Raw genomic sequence first — 20,821 nt, forward strand, 5'->3', positions numbered from 1 at the left:
GTTAATTTAAAAAGAGTTACTAATTATGCAGCGTGTTCCATGCGTTCTAATGCGCGGTGGTACTTCAAAGGGAGCGTTTTTTCTCGCGCATGATCTACCCGAGTCAATGACGGAACGAGATGAGTTATTGCTTGCGTTGATGGGGTCGGGTCACGAGTTGGAGATTGACGGGATCGGGGGTGGTAGTCCTCAAACAAGTAAAGTAGCCATCGTCAGTCCTTCGCGCCACCCTGATGCAGATGTCGATTATCTTTTTGTCCAGGTGATGGTCTCAACGCGCCGTGTTGATACGACGCCTAACTGCGGCAACATGCTCTGTGCAGTTGGCCCGTTTGCTATTGAACAAGGCCTGGTAAAACCCGACGGTCCTACAACCCGGGTGCGTATCCGTAACCTGAACACCCATACATTTGTCACCGCTCAAGTACAGACGCCACAAGGCAAGGTGACTTATGAAGGGCAGACAACCATTGATGGCGTGCCGGGGAGCGCGGCGGCTGTTCACCTTACCTTTCTGGATGCTGCCGGTAGCAAGACAGGCGCGCTGTTTCCGACGGGCAATGTTCAAGACGAATTTGACGGCATTCCTGTGACCTGCATCGACATGGCCATGCCGATGGTGATCGTCGAGGCTCGGCACCTGGGTAAGCAAGGTGATGAATCGCCGGTAGAACTCGATGCCGATACGACATTTCTGCACCGTCTGGAAGCCCTGCGCCTGCGTGCTGGCGCGGCAATGGGGTTGGGCGATGTGAGTGAACGGGTCATCCCCAAACCTGTGTTGATAGCACCCGCCAAAGCAGGTGGAACGCTTCTAGTCAGGTATTTCATGCCTCACGCCTGTCATCGTGCCTTGGCCATTACCGGTTCGATTGGCCTGGCGACCGCCTGTGTTAGCCAAGGAAGCGTCGCAGCACAGATGCTGGGTACGGCTTGCAAGCCGCGTCAGCAACACGTGCGCATTGAACACCCAGGCGGCGGTATCGATGTCATGTTGTCTTACACCGGCGTGAGCGGCGGAATTATTTGCGCTTCTGTTGTACGAACAGCACGTCGATTGTTTTCCGGATACGTATATGCCTTTCCCTCACGAAAACGAACGAGTGAGTGAATTTAAGTAACGTCCGCTTTAAGCAGCTACCTCAAAATAATTCTAAAAAAGGTGATGTCATGAAAGTTATTAATTCGCTTTTTGACGTGTGCTGTAATTATGTACCGCTGCGCAGTGCCTATAAGGTTCATTGTAGGGGTGTAAGTTGTACCGAGTCTCTGTAACGGTTAAATGCCGCTTAACACGTGGTTGTCGATTACTTCATCTATAACAATAAGAGAATAATCTATGCTCGCCTTACTGGGGTTGGCCATGGTGGTCGTGTTCACGTTGCTGATCATGACCAAGCGCCTTTCGCCGATAGTTGCCTTGACACTAGTACCGATTGCATTTGCGCTGATCGGGGGGGTCGGCGGTACAACCGGAAAAATGATGTTGGATGGCGTGAAAATGGTCGCGCCTTCGGCAGCATTGTTGTTATTTGCCATTCTTTTCTTTGGCTTGATGATTGATGCGGGCCTGTTCGATCCGTTGATCCGCAAAATCCTGAAGCGGGTTAATGGGGACCCGATGAAGATTGCTATAGGTACTGCACTGTTGTCATTGACCGTTGCGCTGGATGGGGACGGCACGACCACGTACATGATCACCTGCGCTGCAATGTTGCCCTTATACAAGCGTATTGGCATGAATCCGATGATCTTGGGCATCATTGCGATGTTGTCACTGAGCATCATGAGCGGTATGACCCCGTGGGGCGGGCCGGCCACGCGAGCCATAGCGGCGCTGGGCCTTGATGCCGGGGAGTACTTCATCCCGTTATTGCCCACCATGATCGGTGGGGCGCTCTGGGTTGTTTTCACCGCCTTTCTATTGGGACGCAGAGAGCGCAAACGTATTGGCAATGTGCTTTTGTCCAGCGGTGGCAGCGATTGCTACATCAAAGCCATTCTGAACGATACCCCGCATAAGCGCCCCCGGCTGGCCTACATCAACTTGATGCTGGTTATCGCGGTGATGACGGCTTTGGTCATGGGATTGATGCACTCCGCGATCCTGTTTTTGATCGGGTTTGTGTGCGCATTGATGATCAATTACCCACAACTGGACATACAAAAAGAGCGCCTGCTCGCCCACTCCGGTAATGCCATGACCGTGGTGGTACTGGTATTTGGTGCCGGCATCTTTGCAGGGATATTCTCAGGCACCAAGATGGTAGATGCCCTGGCACACACATTAGTGGAGTGGATCCCCCCAGACTGGGGCCATCTGTTTCCTCTTATTGTGGCCCTCACCAGCATGCCACTGACCTTTGTACTGTCCAATGACGCGTATTACTTCGGCGTTGTCCCCATCCTTGCCAATGCGGCAGCTATCTACGGCATTAGCCCCCTGGAAATTGCACGGGCCTCTATTTTAGGGCAGCCCGTTCATTTGATGAGCCCTCTGGTCGCCTCTACGTTACTGCTGATGGGCATGATCGACTGCAATATCGGGGATTTTCAGAAAGCGGCTTGCAAGTGGGCGGTGCTCACCTCGCTCGTGGTGACCGCCATCGCGCTTTTAACAGGGGCTTTGACACTGTGGATCTGATGTTTTTTGCATAACACCTGCTTCGGGTGACAGGCCCAGGCAGTTCCAATAATAAAAAGAGTCGTGTCATGAAAGAACTTCTACTGCGGGGTGTCCTTGTTACGTCCCTGAGTGCTTCACCGTTCATCAATTCCAACGCGACGGAGTTTATTGACGGCAGTCATTTGAAACTTCAGTTGCGAAACGTTTACTTCAATGAAAATTTTCGGGATGAGAACGGACTGAGCCCCCGCGCGGCTAAAAACGCGAAGAGTGAGCGAACAGAGTGGGCTCAAGGTTTTCTACTGGACTTCAAGTCCGGGTTTACACCGGGCACGGTTGGTTTTGGTGTAGATGCATTGGGGCTGACAGGCTTTAAGCTGGACTCTGGCAAAGGGCGCAGTGGCACTGGTTTGCTTGCTGTAGGCTCAGATGGACAAGCCGCCGATGAGTTCGCCAGTCTGGGCATCGCCGGTAAAGTCCGGTTTGCACACACCACCGTTCAACACGGATCTGTATTGCCCAAAACGCCGGTCTTGATCTACAACGATGCGCGCCTTTTACCTCAGACTTATCAGGGAACACTGTTCACCAGTACCGACATCGATAACTTGACACTTTCGGGCGGGCGCCTGAATCAATTCAAGTTAAGGGACTCCTCGGATAGCCGCTCGATAACACCCAACGGTTTTACGGGACAAGGGGCGCCCTTCTCATTTATAGGCGGTGAATACACACTGGGTGAACGTACCCGGTTAGGGTATTTCTACGCCCAGTTGGACAACTTTTACAGACAGCATTTCGCTTCGGTACAGCACGATCAGCAATGGGGAACAGGCCTGTTAACGACCGATGTTCGTTATTTTCGTAGTGTTGACGCCGGAATGCAGAAGGCCGGTGCAATTGACAATACCTTGCTCAGTGGCCTGCTGAGCTATTCGATCGCAGGCCACCGGGTCGGCGCCGGTTATCAAGTGCTCAATGGCCAAGCCGGTTTACCGTACATCACGGGTGCGAGCGTGTACTCCTTTAGCAACGCCGGAATAGGCAAGTTCATTCATGAAGACGAAAAGACCTGGATGCTCAGTTACGGCTATGACTTTTCAAGAGTGGGTTTACCTGGCTTGACGCTATCTGGCCGCTACTTGAGTGGGAGAAATGGCAAGACTGGGTCCGCGCAGTTGCACGAACATGAGCGCGACGCAGAGCTGGCTTATGTTGTGCAAAGCGGGGCGCTTAAAGGCGTGGGCTTAAAAATGCGTAATTATGTTTACCGCTCCGATGGGGCGCGGGGCAGGGACAGTAATCGTCTTTACCTGACTTACGATATCGCGCTGTGGTAAGCCCGAGGGCTCGCTCAGGTCAGGCAAGACACGTCAGTTGTGAGCACGCTCGCCGCCGTTCAGGGGGGAGCGTGTTAATCGCACTACCGACGACGCATCAACAGCACAGCAAGCACAATGGCTACGCCAGCAATAGCCGTTGAAATAACCCCCAGAGACTCCAGCCCATAGTGACGAATCCCCAGGCCGCCGAAGATCGCACCTAACCCGATACCCGCGTTAGCGGCCGAAATGTTCATCGTCGCGGCCAATGCCTGAGCCTTGGCGCCTGCTCGCATGACCCGGACCTGGCAAATGGGGAACAGTGCCGTATACGCAATGCCCCACACAGCCAACGCGACCATCAAGCCTGTGTGCTGTGTCGCCAGTGGCGTGGCGGCCAGCATGCCGGCAGCGAGTAACGCGAGAAATACCACACTCGAACCCAATGGGCTGCGATCGACCAGGCGCCCGCCGATGTGATTGCCGAGCATGCCGACGGCCCCAAAGCCCATCAGCCACCAACCCACATGACCGGGCGAGATGCCCGCGAGGCTTTCGAGTGTATCTGCGAGGTAGGTGTAGGCCGTGAACATGGCCGTGAAGGTCAGGACAGACAGCGCGACATGGGCGATAAAGCGCGGGTCCTTGAAGATCAGCGTTTGTTTTTCACCCTGTTTGCGCTGGGGCGCGGCGGGTAAGGTCGGCATAGAGCTGCGCATCAGTGCGGCGATTAACAGGCACAGCGCGGCCAGCATCCAGAAGGTGCCACGCCAGCCAATGGCGTCCGCCGCCAGCGTGCCCAGCGGGATACCGAAAACCAGTGCCGCTGAAATACCCATGTACACGTTGGCCACCGCTTTCCCGGCATTCGCCGGACCGGCCAGTTGTCCGGCTGTTTCGCTCGCCGTGCCCCAGAAAACCGGTAAAAGCAGTGCGGGAATAAACCGTGCAATCGCCAAAATCCAGATGTTGGCGGACACCGCTGCCAGCGCATTCGACGCAGCGAACACCAGCAAAATACAGGTGAACAACTGCCTGCGATCAATGTGCGCCAGCCGTGCCGTCAGGATCGGGCCGAACAGCATCACCGTGAAAGCAAATAACGTCACCAACTGGCCAGCGAGCGTCACCGAGACATTCAAGTCGCGCGCCAGCGCAGGTAAGAGGCCGATGATCAGAAACTCAGTGGTCACAATCACAAAGGCGGCAATGGCCATGATGGCGATTTGAACTGCCGTGTGTGAATGCGTTGTGGGTGCGGCCGTGGAGGGGGCCTGAGAGGTAGAGGGCATGGTCAGAAGCTCAAAAAAAACAGGGCGTCAGCTTATTGGAGAAGTAAATTCTGATTGCGGCTATAAACTACGCAATCCGATGAATTGAATTCCCTAATTACGAGGCGCGATGTTTTCTTCAGAGCGGTTGAAAGGGCTGGATGTTTTTGTGTCTGTTGCACAAACCGGCAGTTTTACCGGTGCCGCTGAGCGTTTAAACCTCACGCGCTCGGCCATCAGCAAAGCCATCGCCCGACTGGAAGCGCGGCTGGATATCCGACTGTTCAATCGAACCACCCGCACGTTGTCACTGACGGAGGCCGGGGTGAGGTTTTACCGCACCTGCACCAACGTGCTGGGTGAGCTGGAAGAGGCTGAGTTGTCGCTGCACGCGCACAGTACCGAGCCCGTCGGGCAGGTGCGCATTGACCTGCCTGCTGCCTACGGTCGCCTGCATGCGTTGGGGGCTATTTTGGCTTGCGCGCGCGAGCATGGTTTGTTGCAGCCGCATATCTCGTTCTCGGACCGTTATGTGGACCCGGTCGAAGAAGACATCGACATTGTCGTGCGCATAGGTGGGCCGGATCTGTTGTCACAGGCGTTGGGTCGACGTTATCTGGGGGCCGAGCGCCTGGTGTTTTGCGCCTCGCCCGACTATTTGCACCGGCACGGTGTACCCCGGACGGAACAGGATTTGGAGCACCACCATTGCGTGATGTATGGCCGCGCGGATGGCAGCGTTAACCCGTGGTGGTTCGCCGGGCCGCACGGAGGGCGGGAGCGGCGGTTATTGCCGGCGCACATCGCGATAGGTGACGGCGAAGGGCAGGCCGCTGCGGTGCTGGCCGGGCACGGCATTGCCCAGTTGCCGACGTGGCTGGTGCAAGCGTCGCTGGACCAGGGAAAACTGGTGCAAGTGCTGGCGCATCTGGCGACGGACGGATCGCCCATCCACTTACTGTGGCTCAAGCGTCGCCAATCCCAGGCCAGGGTCGGCGTCGTGCTGGAGGCCTTAGGTACCGCGTTGACGGCCTAAAAGTACCTCGAAAGGTTTGTCTGAGTGCTCTGTAAGAAGGTTTTCTGGCGAAGGTGCGAAGTCTTCCTAGTGATTGACTACGCTGTAACCAGAAAACAGCGAGGCGACTGAAATCGAACTTCGCTGAGCTCTATCGATCAGTTGACTACAGACGCCCAGGAGGTCACCCCGGTTTTGTCCCATTTCAAAACGGTTTTTCTGCTGCTTATCCTGTTGCTGACAGGCAATGGAATCTTGCAGGCTGCGCCCACGCTGTCATCCGTCATCAAAGCTGAGGAAACCGACGGCAAGCCGCCGGTTTTGGTAGACGGTGGCTTGCTGGGCGCGCTGGGTGCCGGCATGGACGAGATGCAAGGTCAGCTCGGTCTGAGCATGCACTTACTGGACAGCTGGCGACTGCGCTCCGAGCGGGCCGCCGATGAAGTCGGCGTTTTGGTGGAGCAGGCTGCGACTCATCCTTCTTGGAGTGGTGTCGCCGATTTCGTGTGGTTATCCGTGGTATGGATCGGCATTTTTGCCGCTGCGTGGTTCGGCGGCCGTCTGGTGGCGCGGTATGCGAGCACAACCCGCCCCCTGCGAAATCGCCCGCGCTTGCAGACGTTGACGCAGTACTGCGCTTCGTATTTAGCCCCGGCCTTGATCGCCTTGCCGTTGACCCTCTACGCGAGTCGTTTTCTGCATGATTCCATGGGCCGCTCGCTGGCGCTGAGTCTTTCCTATGCCAGCAGCGCTGGCGTATTTTGCACGGCGTTGGTGTTGTCGCTGAGTTCGATGTTTTATGTCGGCCACAAGCGACGGGCAGTGGAGATTATTCGCCGCTATTCGCTGCGGCCTTTGTTCATCATCGGTTTTTTTGCAGCGTTCAGCGATGCCATGAACAGCCCGCAAATCGCTGGCCAATTGGGCGGCAACATCGCCAGTTGCCTGTCGGTACTGACCGGCCTGATCGCGTGCAGTGTGTTCGCTTTTTTGGCCATCAAGTTGCGGCGTCCGGTGGCGCACCTGATTCGTAACCGCGCACTGGCCCAGCGCCTGGGACAACCGGCGCTGCAAGAGTCGCTGCGCATTTTCTCCGCGCTCTGGTACTGGCCAATCCTGCTGATGCTGCTGGTCTCGATGCTGAATCTGATTGGCGTGGGTGAGGGCAGTGAACAGGCGTTACGCAACGCGTTACTGACCTCCGGGCTGTTAATCGGCACCGTGTTCCTGAGCACAATCCTGCATCACTGGTTCAGCACCCACGCCAACCGCAACGGCGCTTACAGAGAGCGTTTGATGACGGTGATGTACGCGCTGTTGCGCATTGCGCTGGCCGTAACGTTTATAGAACTGCTGGCGCAAATCTGGGGCTTTTCGCTGCTGGCGTTTGCGTCCGATAGCAGCACCGGCAAGGTCATCAGCGATTCCCTCGGGCATATCCTCTTGATCCTGTTGGTGACCTGGCTGACGTGGGTGGTGCTGGACACCTCGATTCAACAAGCCTTGCAACCCAATATCAACCGGCGTGGCACGCGCGAACCGAGTACCCGGATCAAAACCATCCTGCCGTTGCTGCGCAATGCCATCAAAGTGATTCTGGTGGTGGTGTGCACCATCACCACCATGGCCAATCTGGGCGTGAACGTTGCGCCGTTTCTGGCCGGGGCCGGGGTGATCGGTCTGGCGATCGGTTTTGGCTCACAGCAATTGGTTCAGGATGTCATCACTGGGTTGTTCATCATTATTGAAGACACCATTTCGGTCGGTGACTGGGTGGTGGTGGACGCCAATCACGCGGGGACCGTCGAAGGCCTGACAATCCGCACCCTGCGCCTGCGCGACAGTCGCGGCTTCGTCCACTCGGTGCCGTTCGGCCAGATCAAGGCCGTGGTCAACCATTCCCGTCAGTTCGCCTATGCGTTCTTTTCCGTGCAGTTCACCTATGCCACGGACATCGACAAAGCCACTGACCTTATTCGCCAGGCCGGGCGCCAGATCAGCGATGACCCGCTGCTGAGCCTGAGCTTGCAAGGCTCGTTGACGGTGTTCGGGGTGGACAGCATGAACCTCGATGGCGTAACGGTTACCGCGCAATTTCGAACCATGTCCGGTGCGCAGAGCACGATCACACGGGCATTCAACGATCGCTTGAAAAAGCTTGTGGATAAGTCAGAAGACGTTCACTTCGCCCAAACCTATCCACAGGCGTTGCTGGCGCCAATCAGTACGCTGACGCCGCCACAGCCAGCGGAGGCGGCGGCCCATCGATCCACGCTGGTACTGACCGATGCACCGCCTTCATCGCAATAATCGGTGTAGGAAACTGATGCAGTTTGTCAGTGACGACACGCACAGAAACCCGCAAAATGCGGGGGTCTTGATCATGGCCAACGGCTTGTATGGTTGGTTTTCTGGTATACATCACCGTTCTGAATAGACTGAGCCTGCACACTCTATGCGAATGCGCCTTATGTTATTGGGCGGCGGAAATGCTCTCGGGCAGGCGCTGATTCGTCTGGGTGCCGAGGAAGGCATCAACTTCCTGGCCCCGCGTCCGCCGCAAGACGGCTGGGATGCTGCGAGTCTGACCCTACTGCTCGATGACACCCGACCGGACGCCGTCATCAACCTTGCGTACTACTTCGACTGGTTTCAGGCGCAGTCTGTCAGCGAGGCTCGCCTGTCTGCCCAGGAACGAGCTGTTGAGCGCCTGGCCGAACTGTGCCAGCACCACAGCATCACGCTGATCCAGCCTTCCAGTTACCGTGTCTTCGACGGCTCCCGGGCCACGGCCTACAGCGAGAAAGATGAACCTGTGCCGCTGGGTTTGCGCGGGCAGGCTTTGTGGCGGATCGAGCAAACCGTGCGTGCCATTTGCCCGCAACACGTGTTGCTGCGGTTTGGCTGGCTGCTCGATGACAGCCCGGACGGCACGTTGGGACGCTTTTTGGCACAGGCTGAAAAACCGGGCGAGTTGCTGATGGCCGATGACCGTCGCGGTAACCCGACGCCGGTCGATGATGCGGCCCGGGTGATCATTTCGGTACTCAAACAACTCGATTGCGCGGCGCCGCTGTGGGGCACCTACCACTATGCCGGGCACGAGGCCACTACGCCGCTGGCGCTGGGCCAGGCCATCCTGACCGAGGCGCGCAACCTGCACCCGCTGGCCATCGAAGCCCCGACCCCCCAAGCGCACGCCGCACGCCCCGATGCCGCTGAAGAACCGCAGCATGCGGTGCTGGCGTGCAAAAAAATTCTACACACCTTCGGGATCAAGCCCCGCGCCTGGCGCGCTGGCCTCCCGATCCTACTGGACAGGTTTTATCGTCATGGCTGATGCCCCCATTCTCGTCACCGGCGGTGCCGGTTTTATTGGTTCCAATCTGGTCGATGCATTGCTGGCTAAGGGCTACGCAGTGCGCATCCTGGATGACCTGTCCACCGGCAAGCGCAGCAACCTGCCGCTGGATAATCCCAAGGTCGAACTGATCGAAGGGGATGTGGCCGATGCCGCGCTGGTCGCCACAACCATGGCCGGCTGTCGTGCCGTGGTGCACCTGGCGGCAGTGGCGTCGGTGCAAGCCTCGGTGGATGACCCCGTACGCACCCACCAGAGTAATTTTGTTGGCACCTTGAACGTTTGCGAAGCCATGCGCGAAGCGGGCGTTAAACGTGTGGTCTTTGCCTCCAGCGCAGCGGTCTACGGTAACAACGGCGAAGGCGAGTCGATTGTCGAAGACACCCCCAAAGCGCCGCTCACCCCGTATGCCTCAGACAAACTGTCGAGCGAATACTACCTGGACTTCTACCGCCGCCAGCACGGTCTGGAGCCCGTGATTTTCCGCTTCTTCAACATTTTCGGGCCGCGTCAGGACCCGTCTTCCCCGTACTCGGGGGTGATCAGCATTTTCAGTGAGCGTGCTGAAAAAGGCCTGCCCATCACCATCTTTGGCGATGGCGAACAAACCCGCGACTTCGTGTATGTGGGCGATTTGGTGAAGATTCTGGTGCAGGCCGTCGAAGCCGAACACGTGGAAGAAGGCGCGGTCAACGTGGGCCTGAACCAAGCCACGACCCTCAAGCAAATGCTGGCTGCCCTGAGTGAAGTGGTCGGTGAGCTGCCACCGATCAGCTATGGCCCGGCGCGCTCCGGTGACATTCGGCATTCGCGTGCCGATAACAGCCGCCTGTTACACCGTTTCACACTGGGCCAGACTACGCCCATGAGTGAAGGCCTGGCGCGTTTGTTGGGTCGCTAGTAAACGCTGCACATGAAAAAGGCGCCTCGAAAGGCGCCTTTTTAGGTTCGGCTATTGCTTAGAACTTGTAACCCAAGCCCACCATGTAAACCCATGGATCGACGTCAACGTTGACCTTGGCACGAGTGCCAGGCGCAACACCGTTGTTTTCCACGGTCGCGCGGGTATCGATGTCGATGTAGCGCGCCTGGGCGTTGATCATGATGTTGTCGGTCAGCATGTAGTCGGCACCGATCTGCCAGGCCATGCCCCACGAGTTTTTCGCTTTGAAGTTATCGAAGCCCGCCGCGTTGGCGCGGCTGCCCACGTGCTCGTCGTAAATCCAGGTGTAGTTGATACCGGCACCCACGTACGGTTGGAACGCGGACTTGGAGTCCAGCGGGTAGTACACAACGCTCAGAGTGGGCGGCAAGTGTTTGAGCGAACCCAGTTTGCCATTGGCCGGATCAAGGGCAGTGCCTTTGATTTTGACGTCGTGTTCAAACGGGGTAGCGGCCAGCAACTCGATACCGATGTTGTTGGTGACCATGTAAGCAAAGTTGAGACCCAATTGGGTGTCGCTGCTCATAGTTGCCTTGCCGCCCAGATCGCGACCAGCCAGCGGACCCTGGTCCACTTTTACACTGGAGCTGTCGGCTTTCGGGTTAACCGTAATGGCACCGGCACGGACGATAATGTCGCCTTCAGTGTGCGCGTGGGCAAGCGGGGCAACGACGGCAAGGGCAAGTGCCGCTGCGCTGAGCAAAGACTTGTGCATGGGAGCTCCAATTGGATATTTAAAATTTATATAACCAATGGTAATGAGCGCTCCGAGCCACTCTGTTGACCCAGCTCAATGAAACGGCGATGCGATGAAAATTTGTGAAAATTTCGTGAACTAACCCGCAAACACGGACTCTTTACTCGCGGTCGTGGCCTGCCATCAGGCGGCTCAGACGCCGGGGCAGCGTGGCCCCGGCGGTTACTCCGGCAACTCGTAAACGTAGATTTTCTGCGCGTCCATCTGATACCCCGCATCGGCCAGCTCACTGCTGCTCGGCTTGACCTGCAATGCGCCTTCGATCCAATACGGCTGGTACAGCTCGTCCAGTTTGACCCCGACGTGACTGGTCACGTGCACGATCTGATTTGAGGGCGGTGGCGGGACATGGATGCAGGCGCCGAAATACGGCACCAGCAAAAACTCTGTCGTGCGGCCTTCCTCATTGACTTCAAGGGGCACGATGTAGCCCGGCAAGCGAATGTTTTGCCCGTCCAGCGCAGGCACAACCGGCGCATTGGGCATGCTCTGCTGCGCAGCGGGGGCCGCCTCGGGGTCAAGATTGCCCAACTGTGACAGGTCATGCATCGGCGCCGTGTCCGGCACTTCGGGCGCGGCGTCCGGCGGAATCATCTCCGACCACGTCAACTCCTTGGGTTCGGCGGCCCATACAGGGGTTGAAACCATCAGTAACAGGGCCAGCAGTGCGCGTGGCAAGACGGACATTTTCATACACAGGCTCATAAGCGAATGGACAGGCCATCGGCCAGCGATTGGCGGTAAGCGCGCCAGGCGGGCACGCAGCCCATCAACAGGGCGGCGGCCAGAATACCTGCCAGCAGCGTCCATTCATATTCACTGGGCCAGGCCAGCGGCAAGTAAAGGCCGTAGTTCGATTGCACATAACCTTGTGCCAGCGCGATACCCACATACAACAGGGCAACCCCCGCCACTACACCGATCAGCGCCAATGCCAACGCTTCGAACACCAGCAAAGTAGCGATGTGCCACGGCCGGGCGCCGACTGATCGCAGGATCGCCATTTCGCGCCGTCGCTCATTGAGGCTGGTCAAAATCGCCGTCAGCATGCCGATCAAACCGGTCAGCACCACAAACAGCGAGACCACAAACAAGGCTTTTTCAGCGGTGCTCATCAAGCTCCATAATTCCTGCAAGGCGACGCCGGGCAAAATGGCCATCATCGGTTCGCCCCGGAAGTCGTTGATTTCACGTTGCAAGGCGAAGGTCGAAATCTTGCTGTTCAGCCCCAGCATGAACGCGGTAATGGCCTGTGGTGTGAGGTCCATGTTACGGGCCTGATCGGCTGTCACACGGCCTGCGCCGCGCGCTGGCACGCCGTTGTGCCAGTCGATGTGAATGGCCTCCATGCCGCCCAGGCTGATGTGCAGCGTGCGGTCCACGGGCGTGCCCGTGCGCTTGAGAATGCCGACCACGGTGAAGGGTTTGTCGTCGTGCTTGACCAGACTCACGGCAGCTACGCCGTGGGCCAGCACCAGTTTGTCCCCCAGTTTGTAGTGCAGCGCCTGTGCGACCTCGGCGCCGAGCACCACTTCAAATGGGTCGCTAGCAAAGGCGCGGCCATCGGCCAACTGCAGGTTTTGCCGATGACCGTACTGATAGTGCTCGAAATAGGCTTCGCTGGTGCCCATCACCCGGTAGCCGCGATGGGAATCACCCAGGGACATGGGGATCGCCCATTTCACCTTGGGGTTCGTGGCGAAGTGCTCAAAGCTGTCCCAGCGAATGTTATTGGTGGCATTGCCGATACGAAACACCGAATACAGCAGCAAATTCACCGAACCCGAACGAGCGCCGACGATCAGGTCAGTGCCGCTGATGGTGCTGGCAAAGCTGGCGCGGGCCTCGGTACGCACCCGCTCCACGGCCAACAACAAACACACGGACAAGGCAATCGCGAACGCGGTCAGCAGCGCGGTGAAACGGCGGTTGGCCAGGCTGGCCAGCGCAAGACGGAACAAATACATCTCAGACCTCTGCCGGAGTGGCGGCACGATTGAGTTCAGACAACGACAAGTTGCGGTCAAACAGCGGGGCCAGGCTTTGATCGTGGCTGACGAATAACAGGCTGGCGCCTGCTTCGCGGCATTCGGCGAACAATAATTTGATGAAGGCTTCGCGTGCGTCGGCGTCCAGGGCCGAGGTGGGCTCGTCAGCGATCACCAGCGCCGGTTGGCCGATCAGGGCGCGGGCCGCCGCGACCCGTTGTTGCTGGCCGATGGACAACGAGTCGGCCCGTCGCTCCAGCAAAGCAGGGTCTTTAAGGCCCAAGTGCGCGAGCAAGGTGCGCGCGGCTGTGTCGACACTGCCATGACGTTGAACGGCGCGGCTGGCCCGCCGTTTGGAAAAATGGCAAGGCAGCTCGACGTTTTCACGCACGGACAAAAAAGGCAGCAAGTTAAATTGCTGGAAGATGTACCCCGTGTGGTCGACGCGAAAACGGTCGCGCGCACCGGAGCCCAACTCACTCAACTCCTGGCCCAGCAGGCGGATCGACCCGCAGTCAGCCTTTTGCACCCCCCCGAGCAAGCCCAGCAAGGTGGTTTTACCGCTGCCACTGGGCCCTTTGAGAAACAGGGTTTCGCCGGCCTGCAGGCTGAAGTGGGGGATGTCCAGCAGCACGGGATGGCCCGGCCAACTAAAACGCAGGTCGCTCAGTTCGATGAGTGCTTGGGTCATGGGAAATCAGGGTCGCCTGCAATGTCGGGAAAACGAGGGTGTCAGTGGCGCCGTCTGCGTAAAGGGCGGCGCCAGCCACTGGCCGTGGTTAGAACGTCAGCGTCGGGGCTTTCGCTGACACGTTAACCGCTTGCTGACCGTTCGGGCCGATCAGTTGTACCTTGAATGAGTGGGTGCCGGGGAATGTCTTGAAAAACCTGCTGAGGTCGAGGGTTTTTAACGAGGCCGCATCGGCACAGGTAAACGCATAGTGAGCTTCGATGTCGCTGTGGTGATGCTCGGCCTTGGCATTGCTGGCGCCTTCTTCGGGAGCCGGATCGAACAACGGGCTGCTCAGCTCCTGCGCCTCAACCACACACTTTGCCGCTGGCGGCAGGTTGAACAGGGCCAGCGGGTTTTCCAGCCGGGCCTTGGCGGCCGCCACGGTGGCTTTGTCGGCATCGGTGGTGGCCGCGTGTTCAAACCCCACCAGGTTCATCGCCGGGCCGTCGAGGTCCAGTTCCAGTGTTTTGTCGTCGAGTGCCACATTCAAGGTGCCTACGCCGTGTTCATGGGGGGCAAGGCTGCCATGTTCGTGATCATGCGCTTGAGCCGCATGCGCCACGGCCAGCGGTAATAAAGCGAACGGCAAAGCGAGCAGCAAACGACGCATAGCATGACTCCAGCAACAATGGGATGAATGTTTTGTTATGTAATCTTATAACGAAGTTGCGAGAGTTTGCCCGTGTGCTTGGCGTTACGCAAGACGCATGGGAGCATGCGCACATGAAACTTGAGGAACCCTGTAATGGTGCGGATTCGCGGAACAATTGGCGATTGGCCCGTCGATCTGACGGTTGAGCTGGACGAGACGGAGTGGGCGCAGTTGGGCGGGACGTTAAAAACAGCGGCGCCCGCTAGCGTGGCGGTTGCCAGCACGCCGGTCAGTCAGGACGACGCGGTGTGGGAAATGACCAAGGCGTTACTGCGCAAGGCCGGACACATGACCGGGCCGCAGTTGCTGGCGCAATTAGAGGCCTTGACCGGCAGCACGGGAGCGGGCAAGCGGCTGTTGGTGCGCTTGCGTCATAGCCCGCAAGTGCAAGTGGCGAGCGGCGCTGACTCACCGGTTTACAGCTGGGTCGAATAAACCGGTGAGGGCGCGTTGTCGCCGCAGCGAGGTCAGTACAGCGCGGCAAACAGTTTGCGGCGATAGGTGGTGACCAGCGGGTGATCGTTGCCCAGCAGGTCAAACACTTGCAGCAGGGTTTTGTGGGTGATGCCTTCGTTGTAGCTGCGGTTGCGGATAAACAGTTTCAGCAAGCCTTCCAGTGCGCCTTCGTATTGCTGGCGCGCCAACTGCTGCACGGCCAGTTGGTAGGCAGCTTCTTCGTCCTGCGGGTTTTGCGCCACACGGGTTTTGAGGTCTGCCACATCCGGCAGGTCTTTGGCCTGGCTCAAGAAGGTCAACTGCGCCTTGGCGCCCGCCAGCTCGGCTTTATGTTCGTCGCTCTTGACCGCGTCCAGCACGGCCTGCGCCTCAGTCAGCTCACCTCGCTCTGCCAGGCAACGGCCATACAGAATCAATGCCCTGGCATTAGTGTTGTCTTCGGTCAGTACCTGCTTGAGCAACGCTTCTGCGTCGGCAAAGCGGCTTTCGGCAAACAGGGCCTGCGCTTGCACCATCGGGTCTTCAGCTGGCGGAGCGGGCATTTCGACATGAGGCTCAAGCATGGCGCGAATCGCGGATTCGGGTTGCGCCTCCTGAAAGCCATCAACCACCTTGCCGTCCTTGAACAACACCACCGTCGGCAGGGTGCGGATGCCGATGAGGCCCACGATGTCCTGTTCCACATCGCAGTTGACCTTGGCCAGCAGCAGCTCGCCCTGATAGTCCTCGGCAATCTGCTCCAGAATCGGCAGCATCACCTTGCACGGGGCGCACCACTCTGCCCAGAAATCCACCAGGACGGGTTGTTCAAAAGAGGCTTCAACAACCTGTTTGTCGAAGTCTGCCGACGTCACGTCAAAGCTATATGCAGTCGTAGGTTGAGTCATTGTGGGTCTCGAAACAGGTAAATGAAGGCAACTATAAAGGCTGCGCGGGCACGCTGAAAGTCGCGTGTCAGCGCTGCGCGTGATACAGGCTCACGTGACGGAACTCATGGGGCTCGGCCAGATCCGGCAAGGTGAGCGCCTTGAGGCTTTCCAACTGGCGGTACAGCGGATGCCTGAAGTCGCGCACCCGCGAATCGGCCACCAGCGTTTGCTGCCCGCGGGTCAGGAACTGGTCAAGCAGGGGCAGGTTTTCGCGGTCGTACAGCACATCAGCGACCAGGATCAGATCAAAGCGATCTGCCTCGGCGAAGAAATCGTCGGAGTAGCCCAACTGCACGTGATTGAGCGCCGCATTGGCCTGGCAGGCTGCCAGCGCCAGCGGGTCGAGATCGCACGCCAGCACTTCCAGCGCGCCAGCCTTGGCTGCTGCAATCGCGGCCACGCCTGAGCCAGCACCGAAGTCCAGCACGCGCTTGCCTTGGACCCAATGCGGCTGCTCGGCCAGGTAGCGCGCCAGGGCCAAACCGCTGGCCCAGCAAAACGCCCAGTACGGCGGCTCATGCAAAATGCGCCGGGTTTCGTCCGGGGTGAAGGCGCGGTCCATGTTCTGCGCGTCGATCAGCCACAGCTTGAGCGACGTGTCGGGCAGGTCGGTGACCACCAGTTGCGCATCCCCCAGCAGTTCACTCAGCGACTGTTGCAGGGCGAACGGCGGGTTCATGGTGCTTTGACAAAGGCCAAGGTGCCCAAGGCTTGCGTGGTCGGCTGCTGGATGATGCGCGACGGCAAGTGCAGGATCAGTTGCCCGGACTGGCTGGCGCGCCCGCGCAGTTCGACCCGTGCACCGGCTGGAAACGCCTGCGGGTTAAAGCGCAGCTTGAATGGCAGTGGCTGGTTGTTGCCGACAATCTTGCTGCTGGCCATCAGCCCTTGAGGGCGACCGCGTTCATCCACGATCAACATCGCCAATTCAACTTCGGCGCCTGCGGGTGCGCCCGTCAATACGCCGCTCAGTTCACGTTGATAGGCAGGCAAGGGCCCCAGATCGGCAGGCGCATCGGTTTTAGGCTGGGTCAGCACTTGAGGTTGCGCCGACTTGGGCGGCTCGCTGCTACAGGCGACCAGCACACTGGCGAGGCACAGCAAAACAAGCGTTCGTAGCGACATAGAGGGCTCCAGCGGCAGGTCAGTCGACGTATCGGATTGTGTAAAACGTAGTAGGCGGACTGTATACCGTAAAGCCTATGGCTTGTCTTGCCAGTGGGATGCGCTACCATGGCGCTCCCCATTTTTTGTTGCCTGCCACCATGCACTGTCCCTTCTGCGGTGCCAACGACACTAAAGTCATCGACTCGCGTCTGGTCGCCGAGGGCGATCAGGTGCGTCGCCGGCGCGAATGCCTGGCCTGTGGTGAACGCTTCACCACCTTTGAAACAGCTGAGTTGGTTTTACCTCGCCTCATCAAGCAGGACGGCAGCCGTCAGCCGTTCGACGAAGAAAAACTGCGCGCCGGTATGCAGCGTGCGCTGGAAAAACGCCCGGTCAGTGTCGAGCGTCTTGAAGCGGCGCTGGCGCATATCAAAAGCAGGCTGCGCGCCACCGGCGAACGCGAAGTCAAATCGCTGGTGGTCGGTGAGCTGGTCATGACCGAGCTGCAAAAACTCGACGAAGTGGCCTACATCCGTTTTGCTTCTGTGTATCGACGCTTCCAGGACCTCAACGAGTTCCGCGAAGAGATCGACCGCCTTGCCCGTGAGCCTTCAAAGGAGTGATTGTGTCCACTGAGCAATCCGTACTGGACGCCCATTACATGGCGCGTGCCATCGAACTGGCCCGAAAGGGCCTGTACACCACCCATCCCAACCCGCGTGTCGGCTGCGTGATTGTGCGTGACGGTCAGGTCGTGGGCGAGGGCTGGCATGTGCGGGCCGGTGAACCCCATGCCGAGGTTCACGCATTGCGTGCCGCTGGCGAGCTGGCTCGCGGGGCGACCGCCTATGTCACCCTTGAGCCGTGCAGCCACCATGGCCGCACCCCGCCGTGCGCGGAAGGGCTGGTCACCGCCGGGGTCGCCCGTGTGGTGGCCGCCATGCAAGACCCTAACCCGGAAGTCGCCGGGCGTGGCCTCAAGCGTTTGACGGATGCCGGGATCGACGTGCGCTGCGGCGTGCTTGAAACCCAGGCCCGGGCCCTGAACCAGGGGTTTCTCAAACGCATGGAACACGGCTTGCCGTTTGTGCGGGTCAAATTGGCAATGAGCCTGGACGGGCGCACGGCGATGGCCAGTGGCGAGAGCCAATGGATCACAGGCCCTGCCGCGCGTTCGGCCGTGCAGCGTCTACGCGCCGAGGCCAGCGTCGTGATCACGGGCGCCGACACCGTGCTGGCCGACGGTGCGCGCCTGACCGTACGTGCCGACGAGCTGGGGCTGGATGCCGAACAGACCGCGCTGGTCATGAGCCGCCCGCCGCTGCGCGTGTTGATCGATGGCCGCCTGCGCGTGCCGCTCGATGCGCCGTTTTTCAAGGCTGGCCCGGCGCTTGTCGCCACCTGCGTACCGCCTGCCGAGCAATACCGCACGGGGCCGGAGTGCCTGGTGATCCCTGGCGAGAACGGTCAGGTCGATCTGCGTCAATTGCTGGTGGCGCTGGCGGCGCGGGGCGTCAACGAGGTTTTGGTTGAAGCCGGTCCACGTCTGGCGGGCGCATTTGCCGAGCAAGGGCTGGTGGACGAATATCAGATTTTCATCGCGGCCAAGTTTTTGGGTTCAACGGCACGTCCCTTGCTGGAATTGCCCTTGACCCGCATGAGCGAGGCAACCGAGCTCAAGATCATTGATATGCGCGCAGTTGGGGATGACTGGCGAGTCACTGCCATACCTGTGCCATCAGCCAGCGTATAATTCTCAGCCTCCGTTTTACGCAGGCTTGGTTCTCAAGGGGAACGCCATGTTTACCGGCATCATCGAATCCATCGGCAACATCCGTGCACTGACCCCAAAAGGTGGCGATGTACGGGTTTATGTAGAGACCGGCAAGCTCGACCTGAGCGACGTTAAACTCGGCGACAGCATTGCCATCAACGGCGTTTGCCTGACAGCCGTTGAGCTACCGGGCAACGGCTTTATGGCCGACGTCAGTCGCGAGACGCTGGACTGCACGGCTTTCAATGACTTGAAATCGGGCAGCCGGGTCAACCTCGAAAAAGCCCTGACGCCGACCACGCGTCTGGGCGGTCATCTGGTGAGCGGTCACGTGGACGGCGTCGGCGAGGTGATCTCCCGCGAAGAGAACGCCCGCGCCATCGAATTCCGCATCCGCGCGCCGAAAGAGCTGGCCAAGTACATCGCCCATAAAGGCTCGATCACGGTCGACGGCACCAGCCTGACCGTGAACGCGGTCAATGGCGCCGAATTCTCGTTGACCATCATCCCGCACACCCTGAGCGAAACCATCATGGACGACTACCGTCCGGGCCGCCGGGTGAACCTTGAGGTCGATCTGCTGGCGCGTTATCTGGAGCGCTTGCTGCTGGGCGACAAGGCCGCCGAGCCGACCAAGGGCAGCACCATCAGCGAAAGTTTTCTGGCCGCCAACGGCTACCTCAAATCCTGACTTAAGGGGGTGCCGCGTGGCGCTCAACAGCATCGAAGAACTGGTTGAAGACATCCGCCAAGGCAAGATGGTCATCCTCATGGATGACGAAGACCGCGAGAACGAAGGCGACCTGATCATGGCCGCCGAGTGCTGCAAGGCCGAGCACATCAACTTCATGGCGCGTTTCGCCCGTGGCCTGATTTGCATGCCGATGACCCGCGAGCGTTGCGAGCTGCTCAAGCTGCCGTTGATGGCACCGCGCAACGGCTCCGGGTTCGGCACCAAGTTCACCGTTTCCATCGAAGCCGCCACCGGCGTCACCACCGGCATCTCCGCCGCTGATCGCGCCCGCACCGTGCAAGCTGCTGCCGCCAAGGACGCCAAGGCTGAAGACATCGTCAGCCCGGGGCATATCTTCCCGCTGATGGCACAGGCTGGCGGCACGCTGGCCCGTGCCGGTCACACCGAAGCGGCCTGTGACCTGGCGCGCATGGCCGGTTTTGAGCCAAGCGGCGTGATCTGCGAAGTGATGAACGACGATGGCACCATGTCGCGTCGCGCCGAGCTGGAAAAATTCGCGGCTGAACACAACATCAAAATCGGCACCATCGCCGACCTGATCCACTACCGGATGATCCACGAACGTACCGTTCAGCGGATAGCCGAGCAGCCGCTGGACAGCGAACTGGGCCAATTCAACCTGGTGACCTATCGTGATTCAGTCGAAGGCGACGTGCACATGGCACTGACCCTGGGCAAGATCTGCGCAGATGAACCGACGCTGGTGCGGGTGCATAACATGGATCCGCTGCGTGACCTGCTGATGGTCAAACAGCCGGGCCGCTGGAGCCTGCGTGCCGCCATGAGCGCCGTCGCAGAGGCTGGCAGCGGTGTGGTGCTGTTGTTGGGGCACCCGCTGGATGGCGACGTGTTGCTGGCGCACATCCGCGAAACAGCCGACGCTTTGCCGGCCAAAAAACCGACGACCTACAGCATTGTGGGGGCCGGTTCGCAGATCCTGCGTGACCTCGGTGTGCGCAAAATGCGCCTGATGAGTTCACCGATGAAGTTCAACGCCATATCCGGTTTCGATCTGGAAGTTGTAGAATACGTGCCCTCCGAATAAAGACCGGGTGTTTCCCGCCTGAAATTCGTGGCCCAAACTCATTAAAGAACGCACGCGAGTGCGTTCTGGCTCTTTAATACGAGACATA

At 58.9% G+C, this 20,821-nt stretch carries 21 protein-coding genes; 12 read left to right on the plus strand and 9 right to left on the minus strand.

What is annotated here, in order from left to right:
* The first annotated feature begins 25 nt into the window (after positions 1 to 25).
* From V6F78_RS15085 to V6F78_RS15095, 3 genes are all read left to right on the plus strand, one after another.
* Positions 26 to 1,111 carry a 4-oxalomesaconate tautomerase gene (locus tag V6F78_RS15085; protein ID WP_047295784.1) on the plus strand — a complete coding sequence of 362 codons (1,086 nt, stop codon included), beginning with the start codon at positions 26 to 28 and terminating at the stop codon, positions 1,109 to 1,111.
* Between the two features lie 228 nt (positions 1,112 to 1,339).
* Positions 1,340 to 2,644, plus strand: a complete 1,305-nt coding sequence (locus V6F78_RS15090) for a CitMHS family transporter (protein WP_332727699.1) — start codon at positions 1,340 to 1,342, stop codon at positions 2,642 to 2,644.
* A 68-nt stretch (positions 2,645 to 2,712) separates the two neighbouring features.
* Positions 2,713 to 3,966, plus strand: coding sequence for an OprD family porin (locus tag V6F78_RS15095; RefSeq protein ID WP_047279205.1), 1,254 nt, complete (start codon positions 2,713 to 2,715; stop codon positions 3,964 to 3,966).
* A gap of 83 nt (positions 3,967 to 4,049) precedes the next feature.
* Here V6F78_RS15095 and V6F78_RS15100 read toward each other — a convergent pair whose 3' ends face one another.
* Positions 4,050 to 5,240 (minus strand): MFS transporter, encoded by a 1,191-nt coding sequence (locus V6F78_RS15100; protein ID WP_047295780.1) that lies wholly within the window; start codon positions 5,238 to 5,240, stop codon positions 4,050 to 4,052.
* A 109-nt stretch (positions 5,241 to 5,349) separates the two neighbouring features.
* On the opposite strand from V6F78_RS15100, the gene V6F78_RS15105 reads away from it, so the two are divergent.
* The 4 genes from V6F78_RS15105 (at position 5,350) to V6F78_RS15120 (ending at position 10,496) form a co-directional block, all read left to right on the plus strand.
* Positions 5,350 to 6,255, plus strand: coding sequence for a LysR family transcriptional regulator (locus tag V6F78_RS15105; RefSeq protein ID WP_048377141.1), 906 nt, complete (start codon positions 5,350 to 5,352; stop codon positions 6,253 to 6,255).
* A 174-nt stretch (positions 6,256 to 6,429) separates the two neighbouring features.
* Positions 6,430 to 8,544, plus strand: a complete 2,115-nt coding sequence (locus tag V6F78_RS15110; RefSeq protein ID WP_094991197.1) for a mechanosensitive ion channel family protein — start codon at positions 6,430 to 6,432, stop codon at positions 8,542 to 8,544.
* A 145-nt stretch (positions 8,545 to 8,689) separates the two neighbouring features.
* Complete coding sequence (locus V6F78_RS15115; protein WP_169839910.1) at positions 8,690 to 9,574, plus strand: sugar nucleotide-binding protein; 885 nt, start codon at positions 8,690 to 8,692, stop codon at positions 9,572 to 9,574.
* Positions 9,567 to 10,496 (plus strand): NAD-dependent epimerase/dehydratase family protein, encoded by a 930-nt coding sequence (locus V6F78_RS15120; protein WP_094991199.1) that lies wholly within the window; start codon positions 9,567 to 9,569, stop codon positions 10,494 to 10,496. Before V6F78_RS15115 ends, V6F78_RS15120 begins: the two co-directional genes overlap by 8 nt.
* Before the next feature lie 58 nt (positions 10,497 to 10,554).
* On the opposite strand, the gene V6F78_RS15125 is transcribed toward V6F78_RS15120, so the two are convergent.
* From V6F78_RS15125 to V6F78_RS15145, 5 genes are all read right to left on the minus strand, one after another.
* Positions 10,555 to 11,253 (minus strand): OmpW/AlkL family protein, encoded by a 699-nt coding sequence (locus tag V6F78_RS15125; protein WP_047295770.1) that lies wholly within the window; start codon positions 11,251 to 11,253, stop codon positions 10,555 to 10,557.
* A gap of 204 nt (positions 11,254 to 11,457) precedes the next feature.
* Complete coding sequence (locus V6F78_RS15130; protein ID WP_169838008.1) at positions 11,458 to 11,973, minus strand: DUF3299 domain-containing protein; 516 nt, start codon at positions 11,971 to 11,973, stop codon at positions 11,458 to 11,460.
* 23 nt (positions 11,974 to 11,996) lie between these two features.
* The gene (locus V6F78_RS15135) at positions 11,997 to 13,262 is read right to left on the minus strand and encodes an ABC transporter permease (RefSeq protein ID WP_047279194.1); all 1,266 of its coding nucleotides are present in this window, start codon (positions 13,260 to 13,262) and stop codon (positions 11,997 to 11,999) included.
* Between the two features lies 1 nt (position 13,263).
* A complete protein-coding gene (locus V6F78_RS15140; protein ID WP_047279193.1) occupies positions 13,264 to 13,974 on the minus strand; it encodes an ABC transporter ATP-binding protein in 711 nt (236 codons plus the stop codon).
* Between the two features lie 88 nt (positions 13,975 to 14,062).
* Positions 14,063 to 14,626: a DUF2796 domain-containing protein gene (locus tag V6F78_RS15145; RefSeq protein WP_047295768.1), complete on the minus strand. Its 564-nt coding sequence runs from the start codon at positions 14,624 to 14,626 to the stop codon at positions 14,063 to 14,065.
* 135 nt (positions 14,627 to 14,761) lie between these two features.
* Here V6F78_RS15145 and V6F78_RS15150 point away from each other — a divergent pair, with 135 nt between their 5' ends.
* Positions 14,762 to 15,103, plus strand: a complete 342-nt coding sequence (locus tag V6F78_RS15150) for a hypothetical protein (RefSeq protein WP_047279189.1) — start codon at positions 14,762 to 14,764, stop codon at positions 15,101 to 15,103.
* Between the two features lie 32 nt (positions 15,104 to 15,135).
* On the opposite strand, the gene V6F78_RS15155 is transcribed toward V6F78_RS15150, so the two are convergent.
* The 3 genes from V6F78_RS15155 to V6F78_RS15165 form a co-directional block, all read right to left on the minus strand.
* Positions 15,136 to 16,011 carry a co-chaperone YbbN gene (locus V6F78_RS15155; protein ID WP_332727704.1) on the minus strand — a complete coding sequence of 292 codons (876 nt, stop codon included), beginning with the start codon at positions 16,009 to 16,011 and terminating at the stop codon, positions 15,136 to 15,138.
* 67 nt (positions 16,012 to 16,078) lie between these two features.
* Positions 16,079 to 16,732: a class I SAM-dependent methyltransferase gene (locus V6F78_RS15160; protein ID WP_047279185.1), complete on the minus strand. Its 654-nt coding sequence runs from the start codon at positions 16,730 to 16,732 to the stop codon at positions 16,079 to 16,081.
* A complete protein-coding gene (locus V6F78_RS15165; protein WP_047277826.1) occupies positions 16,729 to 17,178 on the minus strand; it encodes a YbaY family lipoprotein in 450 nt (149 codons plus the stop codon). The genes V6F78_RS15160 and V6F78_RS15165 overlap by 4 nt, the downstream gene beginning before the upstream one ends.
* Positions 17,179 to 17,318: 140 nt before the next feature.
* Between V6F78_RS15165 and nrdR the strand changes: the two genes are divergently transcribed.
* From nrdR to ribBA, 4 genes are read left to right on the plus strand one after another with little or no spacing between them, the layout of a single operon-like run.
* Positions 17,319 to 17,783 carry a transcriptional regulator NrdR gene (gene nrdR / locus V6F78_RS15170; RefSeq protein ID WP_162199719.1) on the plus strand — a complete coding sequence of 155 codons (465 nt, stop codon included), beginning with the start codon at positions 17,319 to 17,321 and terminating at the stop codon, positions 17,781 to 17,783.
* A 38-nt stretch (positions 17,784 to 17,821) separates the two neighbouring features.
* Entirely contained in the window at positions 17,822 to 18,913 is a 1,092-nt protein-coding gene (gene ribD, locus V6F78_RS15175; protein WP_047277935.1) for a bifunctional diaminohydroxyphosphoribosylaminopyrimidine deaminase/5-amino-6-(5-phosphoribosylamino)uracil reductase RibD, read from the plus strand.
* Positions 18,914 to 18,959: 46 nt separating this feature from the next.
* A complete protein-coding gene (locus V6F78_RS15180; protein ID WP_047277823.1) occupies positions 18,960 to 19,625 on the plus strand; it encodes a riboflavin synthase in 666 nt (221 codons plus the stop codon).
* Between the two features lie 16 nt (positions 19,626 to 19,641).
* Complete coding sequence (gene ribBA, locus V6F78_RS15185) at positions 19,642 to 20,733, plus strand: bifunctional 3,4-dihydroxy-2-butanone-4-phosphate synthase/GTP cyclohydrolase II (RefSeq protein WP_047279183.1); 1,092 nt, start codon at positions 19,642 to 19,644, stop codon at positions 20,731 to 20,733.
* Positions 20,734 to 20,821 lie beyond the last annotated feature (88 nt).

Source organism: Pseudomonas sp. ESBL9 (genome assembly GCF_036668715.1).
GTDB lineage: Bacteria > Pseudomonadota > Gammaproteobacteria > Pseudomonadales > Pseudomonadaceae > Aquipseudomonas > Aquipseudomonas lundensis.

Coding starts and splice junctions, on each gene's coding strand:
- V6F78_RS15085 (WP_047295784.1), top strand. CDS start 26: ATGCAGCGTGTTCCATGCGTTCTAATGCGCGGTGGTACTTCAAAGGGA.
- V6F78_RS15090 (WP_332727699.1), top strand. CDS start 1,340: ATGCTCGCCTTACTGGGGTTGGCCATGGTGGTCGTGTTCACGTTGCTG.
- V6F78_RS15095 (WP_047279205.1), top strand. CDS start 2,713: ATGAAAGAACTTCTACTGCGGGGTGTCCTTGTTACGTCCCTGAGTGCT.
- V6F78_RS15100 (WP_047295780.1), bottom strand. CDS start 5,240: ATGCCCTCTACCTCTCAGGCCCCCTCCACGGCCGCACCCACAACGCAT.
- V6F78_RS15105 (WP_048377141.1), top strand. CDS start 5,350: ATGTTTTCTTCAGAGCGGTTGAAAGGGCTGGATGTTTTTGTGTCTGTT.
- V6F78_RS15115 (WP_169839910.1), top strand. CDS start 8,690: ATGCGAATGCGCCTTATGTTATTGGGCGGCGGAAATGCTCTCGGGCAG.
- V6F78_RS15120 (WP_094991199.1), top strand. CDS start 9,567: ATGGCTGATGCCCCCATTCTCGTCACCGGCGGTGCCGGTTTTATTGGT.
- V6F78_RS15125 (WP_047295770.1), bottom strand. CDS start 11,253: ATGCACAAGTCTTTGCTCAGCGCAGCGGCACTTGCCCTTGCCGTCGTT.
- V6F78_RS15135 (WP_047279194.1), bottom strand. CDS start 13,262: ATGTATTTGTTCCGTCTTGCGCTGGCCAGCCTGGCCAACCGCCGTTTC.
- V6F78_RS15140 (WP_047279193.1), bottom strand. CDS start 13,974: ATGACCCAAGCACTCATCGAACTGAGCGACCTGCGTTTTAGTTGGCCG.
- V6F78_RS15145 (WP_047295768.1), bottom strand. CDS start 14,626: ATGCGTCGTTTGCTGCTCGCTTTGCCGTTCGCTTTATTACCGCTGGCC.
- V6F78_RS15150 (WP_047279189.1), top strand. CDS start 14,762: ATGGTGCGGATTCGCGGAACAATTGGCGATTGGCCCGTCGATCTGACG.
- V6F78_RS15155 (WP_332727704.1), bottom strand. CDS start 16,011: ATGACTCAACCTACGACTGCATATAGCTTTGACGTGACGTCGGCAGAC.
- V6F78_RS15160 (WP_047279185.1), bottom strand. CDS start 16,732: ATGAACCCGCCGTTCGCCCTGCAACAGTCGCTGAGTGAACTGCTGGGG.
- V6F78_RS15165 (WP_047277826.1), bottom strand. CDS start 17,178: ATGTCGCTACGAACGCTTGTTTTGCTGTGCCTCGCCAGTGTGCTGGTC.
- nrdR (WP_162199719.1), top strand. CDS start 17,319: ATGCACTGTCCCTTCTGCGGTGCCAACGACACTAAAGTCATCGACTCG.
- ribD (WP_047277935.1), top strand. CDS start 17,822: ATGGCGCGTGCCATCGAACTGGCCCGAAAGGGCCTGTACACCACCCAT.
- V6F78_RS15180 (WP_047277823.1), top strand. CDS start 18,960: ATGTTTACCGGCATCATCGAATCCATCGGCAACATCCGTGCACTGACC.